The following is a 16,149-nucleotide window of genomic DNA, read 5'->3' as shown; positions in this document are numbered from 1 at the left end:
ACACACCTTAAATGGTGCATTAGATGGGGAGGGTGGGAAGTGTGGGGAGTGTGGGGGGGGTGGGGAGAAAAAGACATCTATATACAAAAATCTATTGCACAGTTTTAGCTGTGTCAGTCTAGTAGGGTGTGTTAGACAGCTATAATCTAGTCGGTGAAAGGTATTGAACAATGTATAGTCACCCACAATTTTAGATATGTCACTCCAGTAGGTTGGGTCTCCGAACGTAGTGGACTGACACGCCTTAAATGTTGCTTTAGGAAAATTTGCCAAACCTTGCTAGGGCAAAAATTACACTGACTATTCTAATGCACTATTTTAGCTGTGTCAGTATAGTAGTGGCGCGTCAAGCTTGAAAATGTGGGTTAAAAAACCTAACCCCCCAACCCCCTTTCCTTGTAGGGAAGGGCGGGGAAAATCTCCCCTCTCCTTGCAGGAGAGGGGTTAGGGGAGAGGTCTTCTCGGTTGCTCCCTAACCCACAATTTTAGTCTTGAGGCGCCAGTAGCTTGGTTCTCGCCTGGGTAACCCAACATTCCCAGGGGTTTTCCTTGGTTAATCCTACAGATAAGCTCCCCTAATACTTCGTTCCACAATGGCCTACATTTTTAGTCGTGTCAGTCCAATACAAGGTAAAACATAAAACTGATTTGTAGCCAACTTTTTTTCGATTGGCAGAATACCTTGCATGCTGACAAAATAAATGCTAAGATAGGGAGATATTTTGTAAACTAGATTAGCTGTGACTGAAGAGACCCTAAAGTTTGGTAACTTACTTTGGAGAAACCTCAAGACTCAAACAGAGAAAATTTATCAGCGCTGGTGAGAGTGAAACATAAACCGTTCAACTTACAATGTCATGGTAATGGGCGGAATTCCCCGCAATATTAAGATCCTTTAGGCTGTAACGGATAACGGAGATCAAAACTAGGGGGAGATGAAAGGCATCGGCAAGATGTAAAACCCTAATTAATTATATATATGATAGATACAAAGTAAACTATGGCCAATATTAAGTCTGCTATTAAACGCATCCAAGTTGCTGAACGTAACCGTCTGCGGAACAAAAGCTATAAATCAGCACTTAGGACTTTGATGAAAAAATACTTCACTGCTGTTGAAAACTATGCCTCCAATCCCACAGATGAATTAAAGACAGAAGTTGAGCAACGGATGTCAAAAGCTTACAGTAAAATTGATAAAGCTGTGAAACGTGGTGTTTTACATAAAAATAATGGTTCTCGCAAAAAGGCTAGATTAGCTAGATTTTACAAAAGACATTTAATGGCCGAAAAAAGTCAGCCAGAGTCTGTAGTAACAGATGGTTCTGTAGCTTCTTAAAGGCAATTCCAGTAGTTTAATGATCCTAGGCAGAAGTTAGGTTCTGTTATAGTTTAGCATAACTACAATGTATTGATTGTCTAAATTGACATCCTTACCTAGGTCGCGGTTGTGGGACAAAGGGAAGTTCCTAAGCATCAATACTTAATTTTTGCTGCCTCTTGCCTCCTGGGTCGTAGCTACGCTTTTCATGTCGCGCAGCGAAAAATAACACCTGACTCCAAGGCATTTTCCTGTTTTGGGCATTACGGTCGGCTTACAGTACATGGCGAATCCTACGGTTTCCCTACATAAACCATTTGGTATCTTTGTCAAGTTAAATTAGCTTATCTTAACGTTGGTTGAAGACTGGCGCTTTCCATCCCCCCTAGCCCCACGAGTGAAAGCTATCCTTGATCAGGAACTCCTGAAAACCTTGTAGTCCTTGTGGGGAGATTAGTCCGTGTGGGGGGTGTGGGAAGTGAGAATCTAGTCTGTAGTGCTCAAAAAAATGTCTAATTCAATACACTTTTCTCCATAAAAAGCATCTCAAAGGCTAAAACATAACTTGTATATAATGTCCACGTTTTATCTGAAGAAAGATGTTGATAAAGCATAGCTTTCAAAGAGGGGGAGGGGATCATTGTATTGGAAAACCTCATATGTTGCGGTTTGGAACTTGCATTGTGCTAGTATGAATCTGGCTACCTGGATGGCAGTTTCAGCGCCAGTCGCTCATGGGGGAGACGCCAAAGACCGCGCTGGCAAGTCTTTAGGAGCGACCGTAAGACCAGAAAAAGGTTCGGCCTTGGAGGGAGGTGCCCAGAAGCACAAACCTAAATCCTGGTGTTTAGGAATCACGCGTTGTCGCTCAAGCATAACGTCAGGAGGATGTCAAAAAGTAGCTAGTATATCAAGCAATTTCGGGCTATTTCAATAATTAATAATTTATAATTAATAATTACCTCTTCTTTTTAAGAAGAGAATTGGTTCAAAGGAAATTTGTTCTCCTTTAGGTAATGGCTGAGTGAGGACTATTTATGCTAATTAATGATCGGACCCAGAAAATGATTGGGCTGATGATTAGGTAAGAATCTCTCAAATGGGTTCTATAAACTGCCGTATCGGTAGCCTTATGTAGGCTAGTAAAATTTCTGGTCAAAATGCAATATTGATTCCTCTTCGTTGTTTATGATGCTCCCTTTCAGAAGAGCGTCGGTCTTCGAGCAACGTTACGATCAAAGACCTTCTATAAAGATTTGAGACAAATTATCTAGAAATATGCTTAAAAGACCTAGGGAAAAATGTATAAATTGTTAATAATATGGAAGAGAATGGATATCAGTTCATTGAAGACTTAATTGCCATGCTCAACTCTTTTTACGGTCGAAGTTTATGAAGTAAAAAGCTTAAAAAAATAAAGACAGAGAAAATTGTAGCTAAGTTAAAATTGAACCAATTTAACGATGAAACTATCTGAAAGACATATTGAGTGATTGCCAAAAATAACTTTGAGAAACAAAATTTTCAGTTAGAGGAATTCAATACACTTGTCGCTAAATAGATGGAAAAAATCTCTAAAACCTAGACAGAGTAATTATTTCAATTATGTTGAGTGGGAAATGCCTACAAGGTTTACATATCAGGGGTTTCCCAAATTTTTTATGCGATCAAACGACAACTATAATAATCATATATTTGTCACTATATCCTCAAAAAGTAGTTCAGAGTAATCTCTATGCACGAGCGGGGATGAAAATGAGTTAACTATTTATGCTTGACAACTTTAGCTTTACTGTGCTATTTTTATCAAAAATAAATTACTATAAAGTTAGTCAAAGACCAACCATCTCCTGAAAGGCAGCTTCGGGAGAAAGACCAATCAGTGTTGCACTTATCACAGTAAGGCTGCTAAGATAAATAAGGCGGCTTGGCAGGCAGTTTCAGTCTGTAGATAAACCATTAATAACGAAAAGAGGTTCGACCTTTGATTCATGTGCTATGTTTCGCTGCGCGACATCAAAAGCGTTTGCAGATAATTCCGTAAGATAGCTTCTCTGTAAGAGCCAAGAGAAACCGCGGGTTATGAGGTTTAGGAATTTCACTTTCTCACTAAAGCACAAATTTGGGAGGATGTCAAAGGCAGACCCTTGGGTAAAAATACTCAGCAAAAAATGTACATCAATTATAGTAAGCCCAATATATTTGGTGGTAATCTCCAGTATATCAAAGTTTGTGGAGGGGCAATTGCGCGACTCACAACTTGAACCATTTGTCTAGTGACATCTATCTAGGTGTGGAACAAGGAGGTTTTAACCCATTGCAGCTCAACTGCTCATATATCTCCGTGACTTTAGTCCGGGGATTAGTCAAATTAACTAGGAAAGCCAAATGCAGCTAATTGATACTCACGTCCACATTAACTTTGACGTATTCAATTCTGACTTGGAAGAAATCCGCCAACGTTGGCAAGAAGCAGGAGTAGTTCACTTAGTTCACTCTTGTGTGGAACCACAGGAGTTCCTTGCGATAAAAGCCATAGCAGATCGCTTTCAAGAACTTTTTTATGCAGTTGGCTTACACCCCTTAGATGTTCAAAAGTGGACATCTAGCACTGCTAATCAAATTCAAGAGTTTGCCAAATCCGATCCTAGAGTAGTAGCCATAGGTGAAACAGGATTAGATTTTTACAAAGCAGACAATCAAGAGCAACAAAAATTTGTTTTTGAACAGCAGCTAACTATAGCCCAAAAACTTAACAAGCCATTAATTATCCACTGTCGTGATGCCGCTACCTTAATGGCAAAGATTTTGTATGATTTCCAAGAAAATCAAGGATTGGTCAGAGGGGTTATGCACTGCTGGGGAGGTACTCCAGAAGAAACTAGAATGTTCTTAGACTTAGGATTTTATATTAGCTTTAGTGGAATTGTAACATTTAAAAATGCTATACAAATTCAAGAATCAGCTAAAATAGTACCTGACGATCGCCTGTTAGTAGAAACAGATTGTCCATTTCTCGCACCAGTGCCAAAGCGGGGCAAACGCAACGAACCTGCTTATGTAAAATATGTGGCTGAAAAAGTTGCTGAACTTAGAGGCGTGACATTCGAGAGTCTAGCAGCACAAACCAGCAAAAATGCTTGTCAACTCTTTGGCTTTTCTATATCCTAAAAAAGTGAATTCATGGAAGTCAATGGTTTAAGATATAATACCATACGGTCATCGTTGCAGTGAATTGGATGGAAATATGTACAAGAAAGATGTGGAGCTAGAGTAGGGAGATTACAGAAAGATAAAATCTATATTACAATAGAATTCTCTGGTAACTAAATCAAATCATTTTTAATAACTGAGCTTCCACATATATTAAAGGAGTAAATTGATGATTTGATTTTAAGGATAGTGTTTCGTTGTAAGTTGTCAAATCAATATTGCCATTTTTTGTATGAGCAAAAACTATCTGAATTATCTACTGTATTTGCCTATTGGTAGATGAGCTGTTTCCTCAAGTGTTTAATTATATGTTCAGCTCTTAAATATTAAGTGCTGTGTATGTAGATATAGTCAAGAGAATATTCTGCATAAACTCATATCTGAACTTACTTTCCTGGAATCTATATTAATATGTACTATTTTTTTTGGACGAAAATGATCGATCGAATGAGATGGGCATTTTTTCTATTAGTAAATAGTGTTTTATTAACTCCCACTTTTACCTCAAGTGTTTAAGTCTATGTTGATATCTCAAATGTAAATCTATATACTAAATTTGTGGCTGTGAATGTATAAGGAGATTATTTACCAAGGATATTCATAATTAGAATGAAAGCTATAAAAAAGCCTTATTGTAACTGTTTATGCCTCAGACTCAACTATATTATTGATGATAATTAAGATTAATAATAGAGATAGTATTTATATTCACAAAACAAAAATGAGATTTTAATATCTAGAAAACAAGTACAAGTATATACAAAAAATAGTGAAATTTATTGGAAAGAGTTCTCGCTATAGCTATTTATAAAATATAGAACTTATTAACAGAGATTCAGCTTAACTCAAGATAAAATTTTTGGTTCGCAGATTTTTAACAAACCACTAACGTAATTTATATAAACAAGTTGCAAACAAAAAAAACAAGTGAACTTACCGTTTTAGTGAAAAAAACAAAGCTGTTTTAAATAATTGTATAAAAAAAAAGGAGAAATTTATAATGAAATGATCGTCTAGTAAAAGTTTAACCCACTATACTAAATAATAAATTATGATAAGAGTTAAAAATTATTCTCTCATCATAAACTATAAACAGATATGAGAAAGGTGTGGGAAAATAGCAAAAAAAACATCATCCTTGAAACAATTCTGCTTGTAGAAGAAGTAGTAAAGCCTTAGTTATAATCTGGCTAAAAGATACCATATACTTGAATAAGTTTGACAGGCAAAAATTAGATTTATGTCAGTCAAACTATGAACTTGAACTTACGATAAAACAACTAATGGCAAAACATTTAGTTATTGATAACAGTTATAAAAATATAATATTAACTAGCTTACTAATATATAAAGTTCCACAATAGTAAATTAAATTGTGGAACTTTAATTCACGATTTTTTACCAGAAAATTGACTCTCAAAAAAAACTTATCTCCGACTAGGATACTCAAGAATGACTCATCAAAAATTAAACATTGATACCCAAAGTAACCTGCAAATTTTCAATATGCCCGATCTGATTGAAATTCAGAGGGCTAGCTTTCGATGGTTCCTAGAATATGGACTAATAGAAGAACTAGAAAGCTATTCTCCAATTACAGATTATACAGGTAAGCTAGAACTTCACTTTATTGCTAAAAACTATAAACTAAAACAACCAAAATATAGTGTAGAAGAATCCAAACGCCGAGACAGCAGCTATGCAGTGCAAATGTACGTTCCCACCCGCTTAATTAACAAAGAAACTGGGGAAATAAAAGAACAAGAAGTATTCATTGGAGACCTACCCCTAATGACAGATAGGGGAACATTTATTATTAATGGAGCTGAAAGGGTAATTGTTAATCAGATAGTTCGTTCTCCAGGAGTTTATTACAAAACCGAGACAGATAAAAGTGGGCGACGTACATATAATGCGAGTCTAATTCCTAACCGAGGTGCGTGGCTAAAATTTGAGACAGATAAAAATGACCTAGTTTGGGTCAGGATAGATAAAACTCGCAAACTTTCTGCCCAAGTATTACTAAAAGCTTTGGGATTAGGAGATAGTGAAATTTTCGACTCCTTGAGACATCCCGATTATTTCCAAAAAACCATAGAAAAAGAAGGACAATACGGAGAAGAAGAAGCCCTATTAGAACTATATCGGAAATTACGACCAGGGGAACCACCTACTATAGCCGGTGGAGAACAACTACTCCACAGTCGATTCTTTGACCAGAAAAGATATGACCTAGGGCGAGTAGGACGATATAAGCTAAATAACAAGCTACGGTTAAACTTACCAAACACAGTACGAGTATTAACCAAAGAAGATATATTAGCTTCGATTGACTATCTGATTAATTTAGAATTTGACATTGGTCAGACCGATGATATTGACCACCTGGGAAACCGACGAGTTAGAAGTGTTGGAGAACTGCTGCAAAACCAAATCAGAGTCGGTTTAAACCGTTTAGAGCGAATTATCAGGGAGCGGATGACTGTATCTGAGGCAGACACATTAACTCCAACATCACTGGTTAACCCAAAACCATTAGTAGCAGCTATCAAAGAATTCTTTGGTTCATCCCAGTTGTCCCAATTTATGGACCAAACAAACCCATTGGCAGAGCTGACCCACAAACGACGCATATCAGCCTTGGGACCTGGAGGATTAACTAGAGAAAGAGCTGGATTTGCTGTCCGAGATATCCATCCTTCCCACTATGGCCGGATTTGTCCAATTGAAACACCAGAAGGCCCGAACGCTGGATTAATTGGCTCTCTAGCTAACCATGCTAAAGTTAACGCTTATGGATTCATAGAAACGCCCTATTATCCAGTAGAAAATGGTCGGGTACTGCGCGATCGCACGCCAATATACATGACAGCAGATGCAGAAGATGATTTGCGGGTAGCACCAGGGGATATTATGACTGATGCGGAAGGGAAAATTTTGGGAGACGTTGTACCAGTACGTTACCGACAAGACTTTACCACCACCAGTCCCCAACAAGTAGACTATGTCGCAGTTTCCCCAGTGCAGGTCGTTTCAGTGGCAACATCATTAATTCCGTTTTTGGAACACGATGATGCTAACCGCGCGTTGATGGGTTCCAATATGCAACGACAAGCAGTACCATTGTTAAATCCAGACAGACCCCTAGTTGGAACAGGTCTAGAAGCTCAAGCCGCCCGCGACTCTGGTATGGTAGTTGTTACTCGGACGGATGGAGAAGTTAGCTATGTAGACTCAACCAAGATATCTGTGATAGATACAGAGGGTAATGAAACAGATTACCCACTATGTAAATATCAACGGTCTAACCAAGATACTTGCTTAAATCAAAGACCTCTAGTATATGAGGGAGACCAAGTAATAGCCGGTCAAGTATTAGCTGATGGTTCCTCAACTGAAGGTGCAGAGTTGGCTTTAGGGCAAAATGTTTTGGTAGCTTATATGCCTTGGGAAGGTTATAATTATGAGGATGCAATTCTGATTAGTGAGCGTTTAGTATATGACGATGTTTATACATCTATTCATATTGAAAAGTTTGAAATTGAAGCTCGACAGACAAAGTTAGGACCCGAAGAAATTACTAGGGAAATTCCTAATGTAGGGGAAGATGGTTTGCGGAACTTGGATGAACAGGGAATCATCAGGGTTGGTGCCTGGGTAGAATCTGGGGATATTCTTGTAGGTAAAGTCACGCCCAAGGGAGAGTCTGACCAACCGCCAGAAGAAAAGTTGTTGCGGGCAATTTTTGGAGAGAAAGCACGGGATGTACGAGATAATTCTCTACGAGTTCCCAATGGTGAAAAAGGTCGTATTGTTGATGTCCGAGTATTTACCAGAGAAAAAGGAGATGAGTTGCCACCAGGAGCAAATATGGTGGTCAGGGTTTATGTAGCTCAGAAGCGGAAGATTCAGGTAGGAGATAAAGTAGCGGGGCGACATGGAAATAAGGGTATTATTTCCAGAATTTTACCCATTGAGGATATGCCTTATTTACCCGATGGTACTCCTTTAGATGTAGTTTTAAATCCATTGGGTGTACCTTCGCGGATGAATGTAGGGCAGATTTTTGAGTGCTTGTTAGGATGGGCTGGTGAAATTTTAAGTGTGCGGTTTAAGTGTGTGCCGTTTGATGAGATGCACGGTGCAGAAAAGTCAAGGGAAACAGTGCATCGAATGTTACAGTTAGCCAGGGATACTTCTGGTAATGATTGGGCGTTTGATGAGAACCATCCAGGGAAACTTTGGGTTTATGATGGGCGGACAGGAGAAAGATTTGACCGTCCCGTAACTGTGGGAGTTGCTTATATGTTGAAACTGGTTCACTTAGTTGATGATAAGATTCATGCTCGTTCTACAGGACCTTATTCTTTGGTGACGCAGCAACCTTTGGGTGGTAAGGCGCAACAAGGCGGTCAGCGCTTTGGAGAAATGGAAGTATGGGCATTAGAAGCTTTTGGTGCTGCTTATACTTTGCAAGAATTGTTGACTGTGAAATCTGATGATATGCAGGGTCGCAATGAAGCGTTGAATGCAATTGTGAAAGGAAAAGCAATTCCACGACCTGGTACTCCTGAATCTTTCAAGGTGTTGATGCGAGAGTTACAGTCTCTATGTTTGGATATTGCCGCTCACAAAGTAGAAACTATGGATGATGGTACTACTCAGGATGTGGAGGTTGATTTAATGGCAGATTTGCCAGGCAAGCGAACACCATCTCGTCCTGTATATGAATCATTATCGAGTGAAGGAAACGAAGAATAATGGATAATGGATAATGGATAATTGATAATTAACTATGAAAAATAATGTAGTTAAAGAAAAATCATTTGCATTTGCACTACGAATTGTTAAATTGTCAAAATATCTTAGTCAAGAGAAACAGGAGTATGTTCTATCAAAGCAGCTAGTTCGTAGTGGTACGGCAATTGGGGCTTTGGTGCGCGAAGCCGAACACGCTGAAAGTCCTGCCGACTTTGTACACAAAATGGCTATTGCTCTGAAAGAGGCCAATGAGACTCTTTATTGGTTAGAACTATTACATCACGCAGATTACATTGATGTCAGAGGATTTAACTCAATTAATCAAGATTGTATAGAACTCTTAAAACTCCTGACTACTATTGTCAAATCGAGCAAATCAAATGACCAATAAAAAGTTATCAATCATCCATTATCAATTATCAATTATCAATTATCAATTATCAATTATTATCGATGCCAAAACTTGAACAAAGATTTGATTACGTCAAAATTGGGTTAGCTTCTCCAGACAGAATTCGTGCTTGGGGAGAAAGAACTCTGCCAAATGGTACTGTCGTAGGAGAAGTAACTAAACCAGAAACAATTAATTACCGGACTCTCAAACCAGAAATGGATGGGTTGTTTTGCGAGCGTATTTTTGGTCCGGCGAAAGATTGGGAATGTCATTGTGGAAAGTATAAGCGAGTCCGACATCGGGGTATTGTTTGTGAAAGATGTGGAGTCGAAGTAACTGAGTCACGGGTCCGCCGTCACCGCATGGGACATATTAAATTAGCAGCACCAGTAACTCATGTTTGGTATCTCAAGGGTATTCCGAGTTATATGGCAATTTTGTTAGATATGCCATTGCGGGATGTGGAGCAAATTGTTTACTTCAACGCTTATGTTGTATTAGAACCAGGAAATCACGAAAGTTTAAGTTATAAACAACTGTTAGCAGAAGATGTTTGGCTAGAAATTGAAGACCAAATTTATAGTGAAGATTCAGAAATAGTAGGAGTTGACGTTGGTATTGGTGCTGAAGCTTTACAGACTTTATTGGCAAATCTCGAGCTAGAAGCAGAAGCAGAAAAACTACGAGAAGAAATTGCTAATTCCAAAGGGCAAAAACGAGCAAAGTTAATCAAGCGTTTGCGAGTAATTGACAACTTTATTGCTACAGGTTCAAGACCAGAATGGATGGTTTTGGATGCAATTCCAGTGATTCCTCCAGATCTGCGTCCGATGGTGCAGTTAGATGGGGGAAGGTTTGCAACTAGCGATTTGAACGACCTTTACCGACGAGTAATTAATCGAAATAATCGTTTGGCAAGATTGCAGGAAATATTAGCACCGGAGATTATTATCCGCAACGAAAAACGAATGTTGCAAGAAGCGGTTGATGCTTTGATTGATAATGGTCGTCGGGGTCGAACTGTTGTAGGTGCAAATAACAGACCGCTGAAATCTTTGAGTGATATTATCGAAGGAAAACAGGGTCGTTTCCGGCAAAACTTGTTAGGTAAACGGGTGGATTATTCAGGGCGTTCAGTAATTGTTGTCGGACCGAATTTAGCCATTAATCAATGTGGTTTACCACGAGAAATGGCAATTGAGTTGTTTCAACCGTTTGTGATTCATCGCTTGATTCGTCAGGGGTTAGTTAATAATATCAAAGCTGCAAAAAAACTGATTCAAAGGGGAGACCCGAATGTGTGGGATGTTTTAGAGGAAGTGATAGATGGTCATCCTGTAATGTTGAACCGCGCTCCAACTTTGCATAGATTAGGGATTCAAGCTTTTGAACCTATTTTGGTAGAAGGTCGAGCAATTCAGTTGCATCCTTTAGTCTGTCCGGCGTTTAATGCTGACTTTGATGGTGACCAAATGGCGGTTCATGTGCCACTGTCTCTGGAGTCGCAAGCAGAGGCAAGGTTATTGATGTTGGCATCGAATAATGTTTTGTCTCCGGCAACCGGTCGTCCGATTATTACGCCTTCTCAAGATATGGTATTGGGTTGTTATTATCTAACGGCAGAAAACCATAAACTCCAGGGTAGTAAAGAACTTTATTTTGCTAACCTTGATGATGTAGTTTTAGCTTATGAACAAGGTCAGCTAGACTTGCATACTTATATATACTTAAGGTTGGCTCCTGATGTAGAGATTGAAACTGATAAACCAGAAGAAATGCCTCCTGACATACAACAGATATCTGATGAAGCAGTGCTGAAGACTTATTGGATGTCATTAGATAGCAAAATATTACCTGATAATTTGGGAGAGTTGAAATCAGAGCAAACTCTAGAAAATGGGGAGGTGGTGAAGACTTATCATCTATATAGAATCCATTATACTGAACAGGTCGAGATTAAGAAGGTTTATATTAAATCTCGCCAAGTTCGGGAGAGTAATGGAGTAGTGAGTACACAGTTTGTGGTGACAACACCTGGTAGAATAATTCTCAATCAAACAATTCAAAGTGCCCTCTAAATAATTAATAATGAATAATTAATAATGAATAATGAAAACTATAGTAATCTGCGCTTATGTTGCAAGATTTATGATACCAATAAAACTAGGACTGCTATATTTATAATTATCAATTATTAATTATCCATTATCGTAAGCATTCAGCTGTCAGCTAACAGCTTTGAGTTATTAACTTATTATCATAGCAAAGAAGGAATTAGCCTCTAAAGAGAGTTAAAAGTTATGAATAAAATTGGTCATCAGCCAACCTTAGAATTGCTTGATTATTGACAAAAGCTGTTTGCTGAATGCTAATAGCTGAATGCTTAGCAATTATCCATTGTTCATTATCCATTATACATTAATTATGATTTTTTATAATAGAGTCATCAATAAGGGTCAACTGAAAAAGCTAATTTCTTGGTCTTTTGATAATTACGGTACAGCAAGAACTGCACAGATGGCAAATAAGCTGAAAGATTTAGGATTCCGTTATGCTACAAAAGCAGGAGTTTCTATTAGTGTAGATGACTTACAAATACCTCCTTCTAAACGACAACTTTTAGATGCAGCAGAGCAAGAAATTCGCAATACAACTGAACGTTATACTAAAGGAAAAATTACTGAAGTAGAACGCTTTCAAAAAGTAATTGATACTTGGAATAGTACCAGTGAAAATCTTAAAGATGAAGTAGTTCGTAACTTTCGAGCAACTGACCCTCTCAACTCAGTTTATATGATGGCATTTTCTGGAGCGCGGGGTAATATTTCCCAGGTGCGTCAGTTGGTAGGGATGCGCGGCTTGATGGCAGATCCACAGGGGGAAATTATTGACTTGCCAATTAAGACGAATTTCCGGGAGGGTTTAACTGTAACAGAGTATATTATCTCTTCCTATGGTGCGCGGAAAGGTTTGGTTGATACAGCATTGAGAACTGCTGACTCTGGTTATTTGACTCGTCGTTTGGTTGATGTTTCTCAAGACGTAATAGTTAGGGAAGCAGATTGTGGCACTAAGCGAGGGGTGACAGTCACAAGTATGAAAGATGGCGATCGCGTTTTGATTCCGGTAAAAGATCGACTGTTGGGTAGAGTTATTGCTGCTGATGTTAAACATCCACAAACAGGAGAAATTGTTAGTAGTGGTGATATTCAGGCAGTCAGAAATCAAGTGTTTACGGAGAACTTGGCTAAAGCAGTAGGTAAAGCAGGTGTAGAAAAGGTGTTTGTGCGATCGCCTTTAACTTGTGAATCACCGCGTTCTGTCTGTCAAAGTTGTTATGGGTGGAGTCTTGCTCACGGTCATATGGTTGACATGGGAGAAGCTATTGGGATTATTGCTGCTCAGTCGATCGGGGAACCAGGTACGCAATTAACTATGCGGACATTCCATACTGGAGGTGTATTTACAGGGGAAGTAGCGCGTCAGTTTGTAGCGTCGTTTGCAGGTGTAGTCAAGTATCCATCTAATGTCCGTACCAGGTCATTCCGGACTCGTCATGGGGATGAGGCGATGATTGCAGAGAATAACTTTGATCTGATCGTACTAGGAGCTGATGGTCGCAAAGACAGTGTACCCATTCCTCAAGGTTCTATCTTAATGGTGCAAAATGACCAGCAGGTATCAGCAGGAGCGGTTTTAGGAGAAGTACAAAAAGTAGGTCAGGTCAAAAAAACAACTGAGAAAGTAACTAAAGAAGTCGCCTCAGACTTAGCGGGAGAACTTAAGTTTGCTCAGGTGGTGCAAGAAGAAAAGGTAGACAAACAAGGATCGACGACTCGCATCGCTCAAAGAGGTGGTCTTATATGGATATTAGCAGGAGAAGTATATAATCTGCCACCAGGTGCAGAACCAATGGTAAAAAATGGGACTAAGATTAATCTTAACAGTGTAATTGCTGAAACTAAATTGGTAACTGAACATGGTGGTGTGGTAAGGATACCTGATTCTGCTTTGTACAGTGCTACAGACCAACCAGGTATAAATGTTTTGGCGGGAGAAGCTCAAGAATCAATAGTAGATGAATCAGAAGAGTTAATGACTACGACTTCTGTAGGGGCGAATGACCATTCGCCCCTACTACCTACCGAAGCACATGATAATTTGCCTCGTGAGATTGAAGTCATTACTGCAAGCGTGCGACTAGACCAGGCAAAAGTTCGGATGGAAAGTATTGGTAACCGTGAGCAGTATATAATTGAGACTCAAGATAATCAAAGGTTTGCCCTAAAAGTGACTCCTGGTAGTAAGGTTGGCAACCACGAAGTAATCGCTGAACTTTTAGACGAAAATTATCAAACTTCTACAGGTGGGATTATTAAATATGCTGGAGTAGAAGTTCTCAAACGTGGTAAAGCTAAACAAGGCTACGAAGTAACAAAAGGTGGTACATTGCTATGGATTCCTGAAGAATGCCATGAAGTTAATAAAGATATATCTCTGCTCTTGGTAGAAGACGGTCAATATGTGGAAGCTGGTACAGAGATAGTTAAGGATATTTTCTGTCAGTCTAATGGAGTCGCAGAGGTACACCAGAAAAATGATATTCTCAGAGAAGTTGTAATTAAGCCTGGAGAACTACATAGTGGCGACTATCAAACAGATTTAGGGGATTTAACTCTGATGGATGGTCAAATTGCTACACCAGGACAGGAAGTAATTCCAGGGTTAGTAACATCTGAGTTAAAGTACATTGAATATATAGAAACGCCAGAGGGTCCTGGATTATTATTGCGACCTGTAACTGAATTTCATGTACCTGATGAACCTGGTGTACCTTCTCAGAAATCAATTAATTCTTCCATTGAGTTACGAGCAGTACAAAGGATTCCCTTTAAGGATGGCGAACGAGTTAAATCTGTAGAAGCTATAGAATTGCTGCGAACCCAGTTAGTATTGGAAATTGGTGAAGAGGCTCCTCAATTGGCTGCTGATATTGAATTATCACCAGACTCAGAGGAAGAGGGGGTAATGCGTTTGCAGTTGGTGATTCTGGAGTCTTTAGTCATTCGCCGGGATGTGGTAGCAGATACAACTCATGGTAGTACGAGTACCCGCTTATTAGTTAAAGATGGAGATACGATCGAAGCTGGAGCTGTGGTGGCTCGCACAGAGATTTTATCTAAGAAATCTGGTGAGGTAAGGGGTATCCGAGAGGGTTCGGAAGCTATTCGTCGTGTTTTGATAGTCCGAGAAGCGGATTTAATTAAAATACCAGTTAATACTTTACCGTCTGTAGCATCAGGGGATTTGTTAGTTGCTGGTACTGAAATCGCTCCTGGAACTGTTATTCAAAACTCTGGTATGGTGACTAAAGTAGAGGCGATTCGCGAATCGCCCCTACAAGTGGAGAATGGTAGTGAAAGTTATCAGGTAATCTTACGCAAAGGCAGACCTTATCGTGTTTCTACGGGTGCGGTCTTGCTGACTATGGATGGAGATTTGGTTCAACGGGGGGATAGTTTGGTACTGCTGGTGTTTGAGCGGACTAAGACTGGAGATATTATTCAGGGTTTACCTCGAATTGAAGAGTTATTGGAGGCACGCAAACCAAAAGAGTCTTGCATTTTAGTCAAGTATCCTGGTCAAGCTCAGGTTAACGTTAATGTTAATGATGATACTGTGGAGGTGAGCGTGGTCTCCAGTGATGGAACAATTACAGATTATCCTCTAGGTCATGGGCAAAATGTGATTGTTCCTGATGGACAAAATGTTGAGGTGGGCGAACCTCTGACCGATGGACCTCAAAATCCACATGAAATTCTGGAGACTTTCTTCAACTATTACCGCGAACATGAAAGCGTTTATGAGGCTTGTCTGAGGAGTTTTGAGGCTTGTCAGAAGTTCTTGGTAAATCAGGTGCAGGCAGTTTATCAGTCTCAGGGTATAGATATTTCTGATAAGCATATTGAGGTAATTGTGCGTCAGATGACAGCTAAGGTGAGGATTGATGATGGTGGTGATACTACTATGTTGCCTGGGGAGTTGATAGAGTTGCGACAGGTGGAACAGGTTAATGAGGCGATGTCTATTACGGGTGGGGCAACGGCTCAATATACACCAATGTTGTTGGGGATTACAAAAGCATCGCTGAATACAGATAGCTTTATTTCAGCTGCTAGTTTCCAAGAGACTACACGGGTGTTGACGGAGGCTGCCATTGAGGGTAAGTCTGATTGGTTAAGGGGATTGAAGGAGAATGTGATTATTGGGCGATTGATTCCTGCTGGTACTGGGTTTAATGCTTATGAAGATGCCCTAAGTGCAGAGATTAATCGTTTGGAACAGAATTGGGATGATGATATGGATATGTTTGAGGAAGATGATTTGCAGAGTGTGGTTTTAGACGATCAGACAGCGCGTTCATTAGAGTTGGAAAATAGTCTAAATTTGTCATCTTGGA

The 16,149-nt window shown here is 39.4% G+C and carries 7 protein-coding genes; all 7 read left to right on the top strand.

Annotated features, from left to right (window positions below; genetic code table 11):
* The first annotated feature begins 1,000 nt into the window (after window positions 1-1,000).
* Entirely contained in the window at window positions 1,001-1,339 is a 339-nt protein-coding gene (gene rpsT / locus F6K22_RS09965) for a 30S ribosomal protein S20 (protein ID WP_293096555.1), read from the top strand.
* A 673-nt stretch (window positions 1,340-2,012) separates the two neighbouring features.
* Entirely contained in the window at window positions 2,013-2,258 is a 246-nt protein-coding gene (locus tag F6K22_RS09960; RefSeq protein WP_293096553.1) for a hypothetical protein, read from the top strand.
* 1,451 nt (window positions 2,259-3,709) lie between these two features.
* The gene (locus F6K22_RS09955; RefSeq protein ID WP_293096550.1) at window positions 3,710-4,492 is read left to right on the top strand and encodes a TatD family hydrolase; all 783 of its coding nucleotides are present in this window, start codon (window positions 3,710-3,712) and stop codon (window positions 4,490-4,492) included.
* Window positions 4,493-5,986: 1,494 nt separating this feature from the next.
* Window positions 5,987-9,295 carry a DNA-directed RNA polymerase subunit beta gene (rpoB, locus tag F6K22_RS09950; RefSeq protein WP_293096547.1) on the top strand — a complete coding sequence of 1,103 codons (3,309 nt, stop codon included), beginning with the start codon at window positions 5,987-5,989 and terminating at the stop codon, window positions 9,293-9,295.
* A gap of 34 nt (window positions 9,296-9,329) precedes the next feature.
* The gene (locus F6K22_RS09945; protein ID WP_293096545.1) at window positions 9,330-9,686 is read left to right on the top strand and encodes a four helix bundle protein; all 357 of its coding nucleotides are present in this window, start codon (window positions 9,330-9,332) and stop codon (window positions 9,684-9,686) included.
* A gap of 62 nt (window positions 9,687-9,748) precedes the next feature.
* Window positions 9,749-11,767, top strand: a complete 2,019-nt coding sequence (locus F6K22_RS09940; protein ID WP_293096542.1) for a DNA-directed RNA polymerase subunit gamma — start codon at window positions 9,749-9,751, stop codon at window positions 11,765-11,767.
* A 346-nt stretch (window positions 11,768-12,113) separates the two neighbouring features.
* Window positions 12,114-16,149 (top strand): DNA-directed RNA polymerase subunit beta' (locus tag F6K22_RS09935; RefSeq protein WP_293096539.1); only part of this gene is annotated, 4,036 nt, incomplete at its 3' end.

It is taken from the genome of Okeania sp. SIO2F4 (assembly GCF_010672385.1).
Classification (GTDB): domain Bacteria; phylum Cyanobacteriota; class Cyanobacteriia; order Cyanobacteriales; family Microcoleaceae; genus Trichodesmium.
This window is presented reverse-complemented; position numbering and strand designations above follow the sequence as displayed.

Bases quoted from the DNA above. Each gene is read 5' to 3' on its own strand.
- rpoB (WP_293096547.1), top strand. From the start codon at position 5,987: ATGACTCATCAAAAATTAAACATTGATACCCAAAGTAACCTGCAAATT.
- F6K22_RS09940 (WP_293096542.1), top strand. From the start codon at position 9,749: ATGCCAAAACTTGAACAAAGATTTGATTACGTCAAAATTGGGTTAGCT.
- F6K22_RS09955 (WP_293096550.1), top strand. From the start codon at position 3,710: ATGCAGCTAATTGATACTCACGTCCACATTAACTTTGACGTATTCAAT.
- F6K22_RS09945 (WP_293096545.1), top strand. From the start codon at position 9,330: ATGAAAAATAATGTAGTTAAAGAAAAATCATTTGCATTTGCACTACGA.
- rpsT (WP_293096555.1), top strand. From the start codon at position 1,001: ATGGCCAATATTAAGTCTGCTATTAAACGCATCCAAGTTGCTGAACGT.
- F6K22_RS09960 (WP_293096553.1), top strand. From the start codon at position 2,013: ATGAATCTGGCTACCTGGATGGCAGTTTCAGCGCCAGTCGCTCATGGG.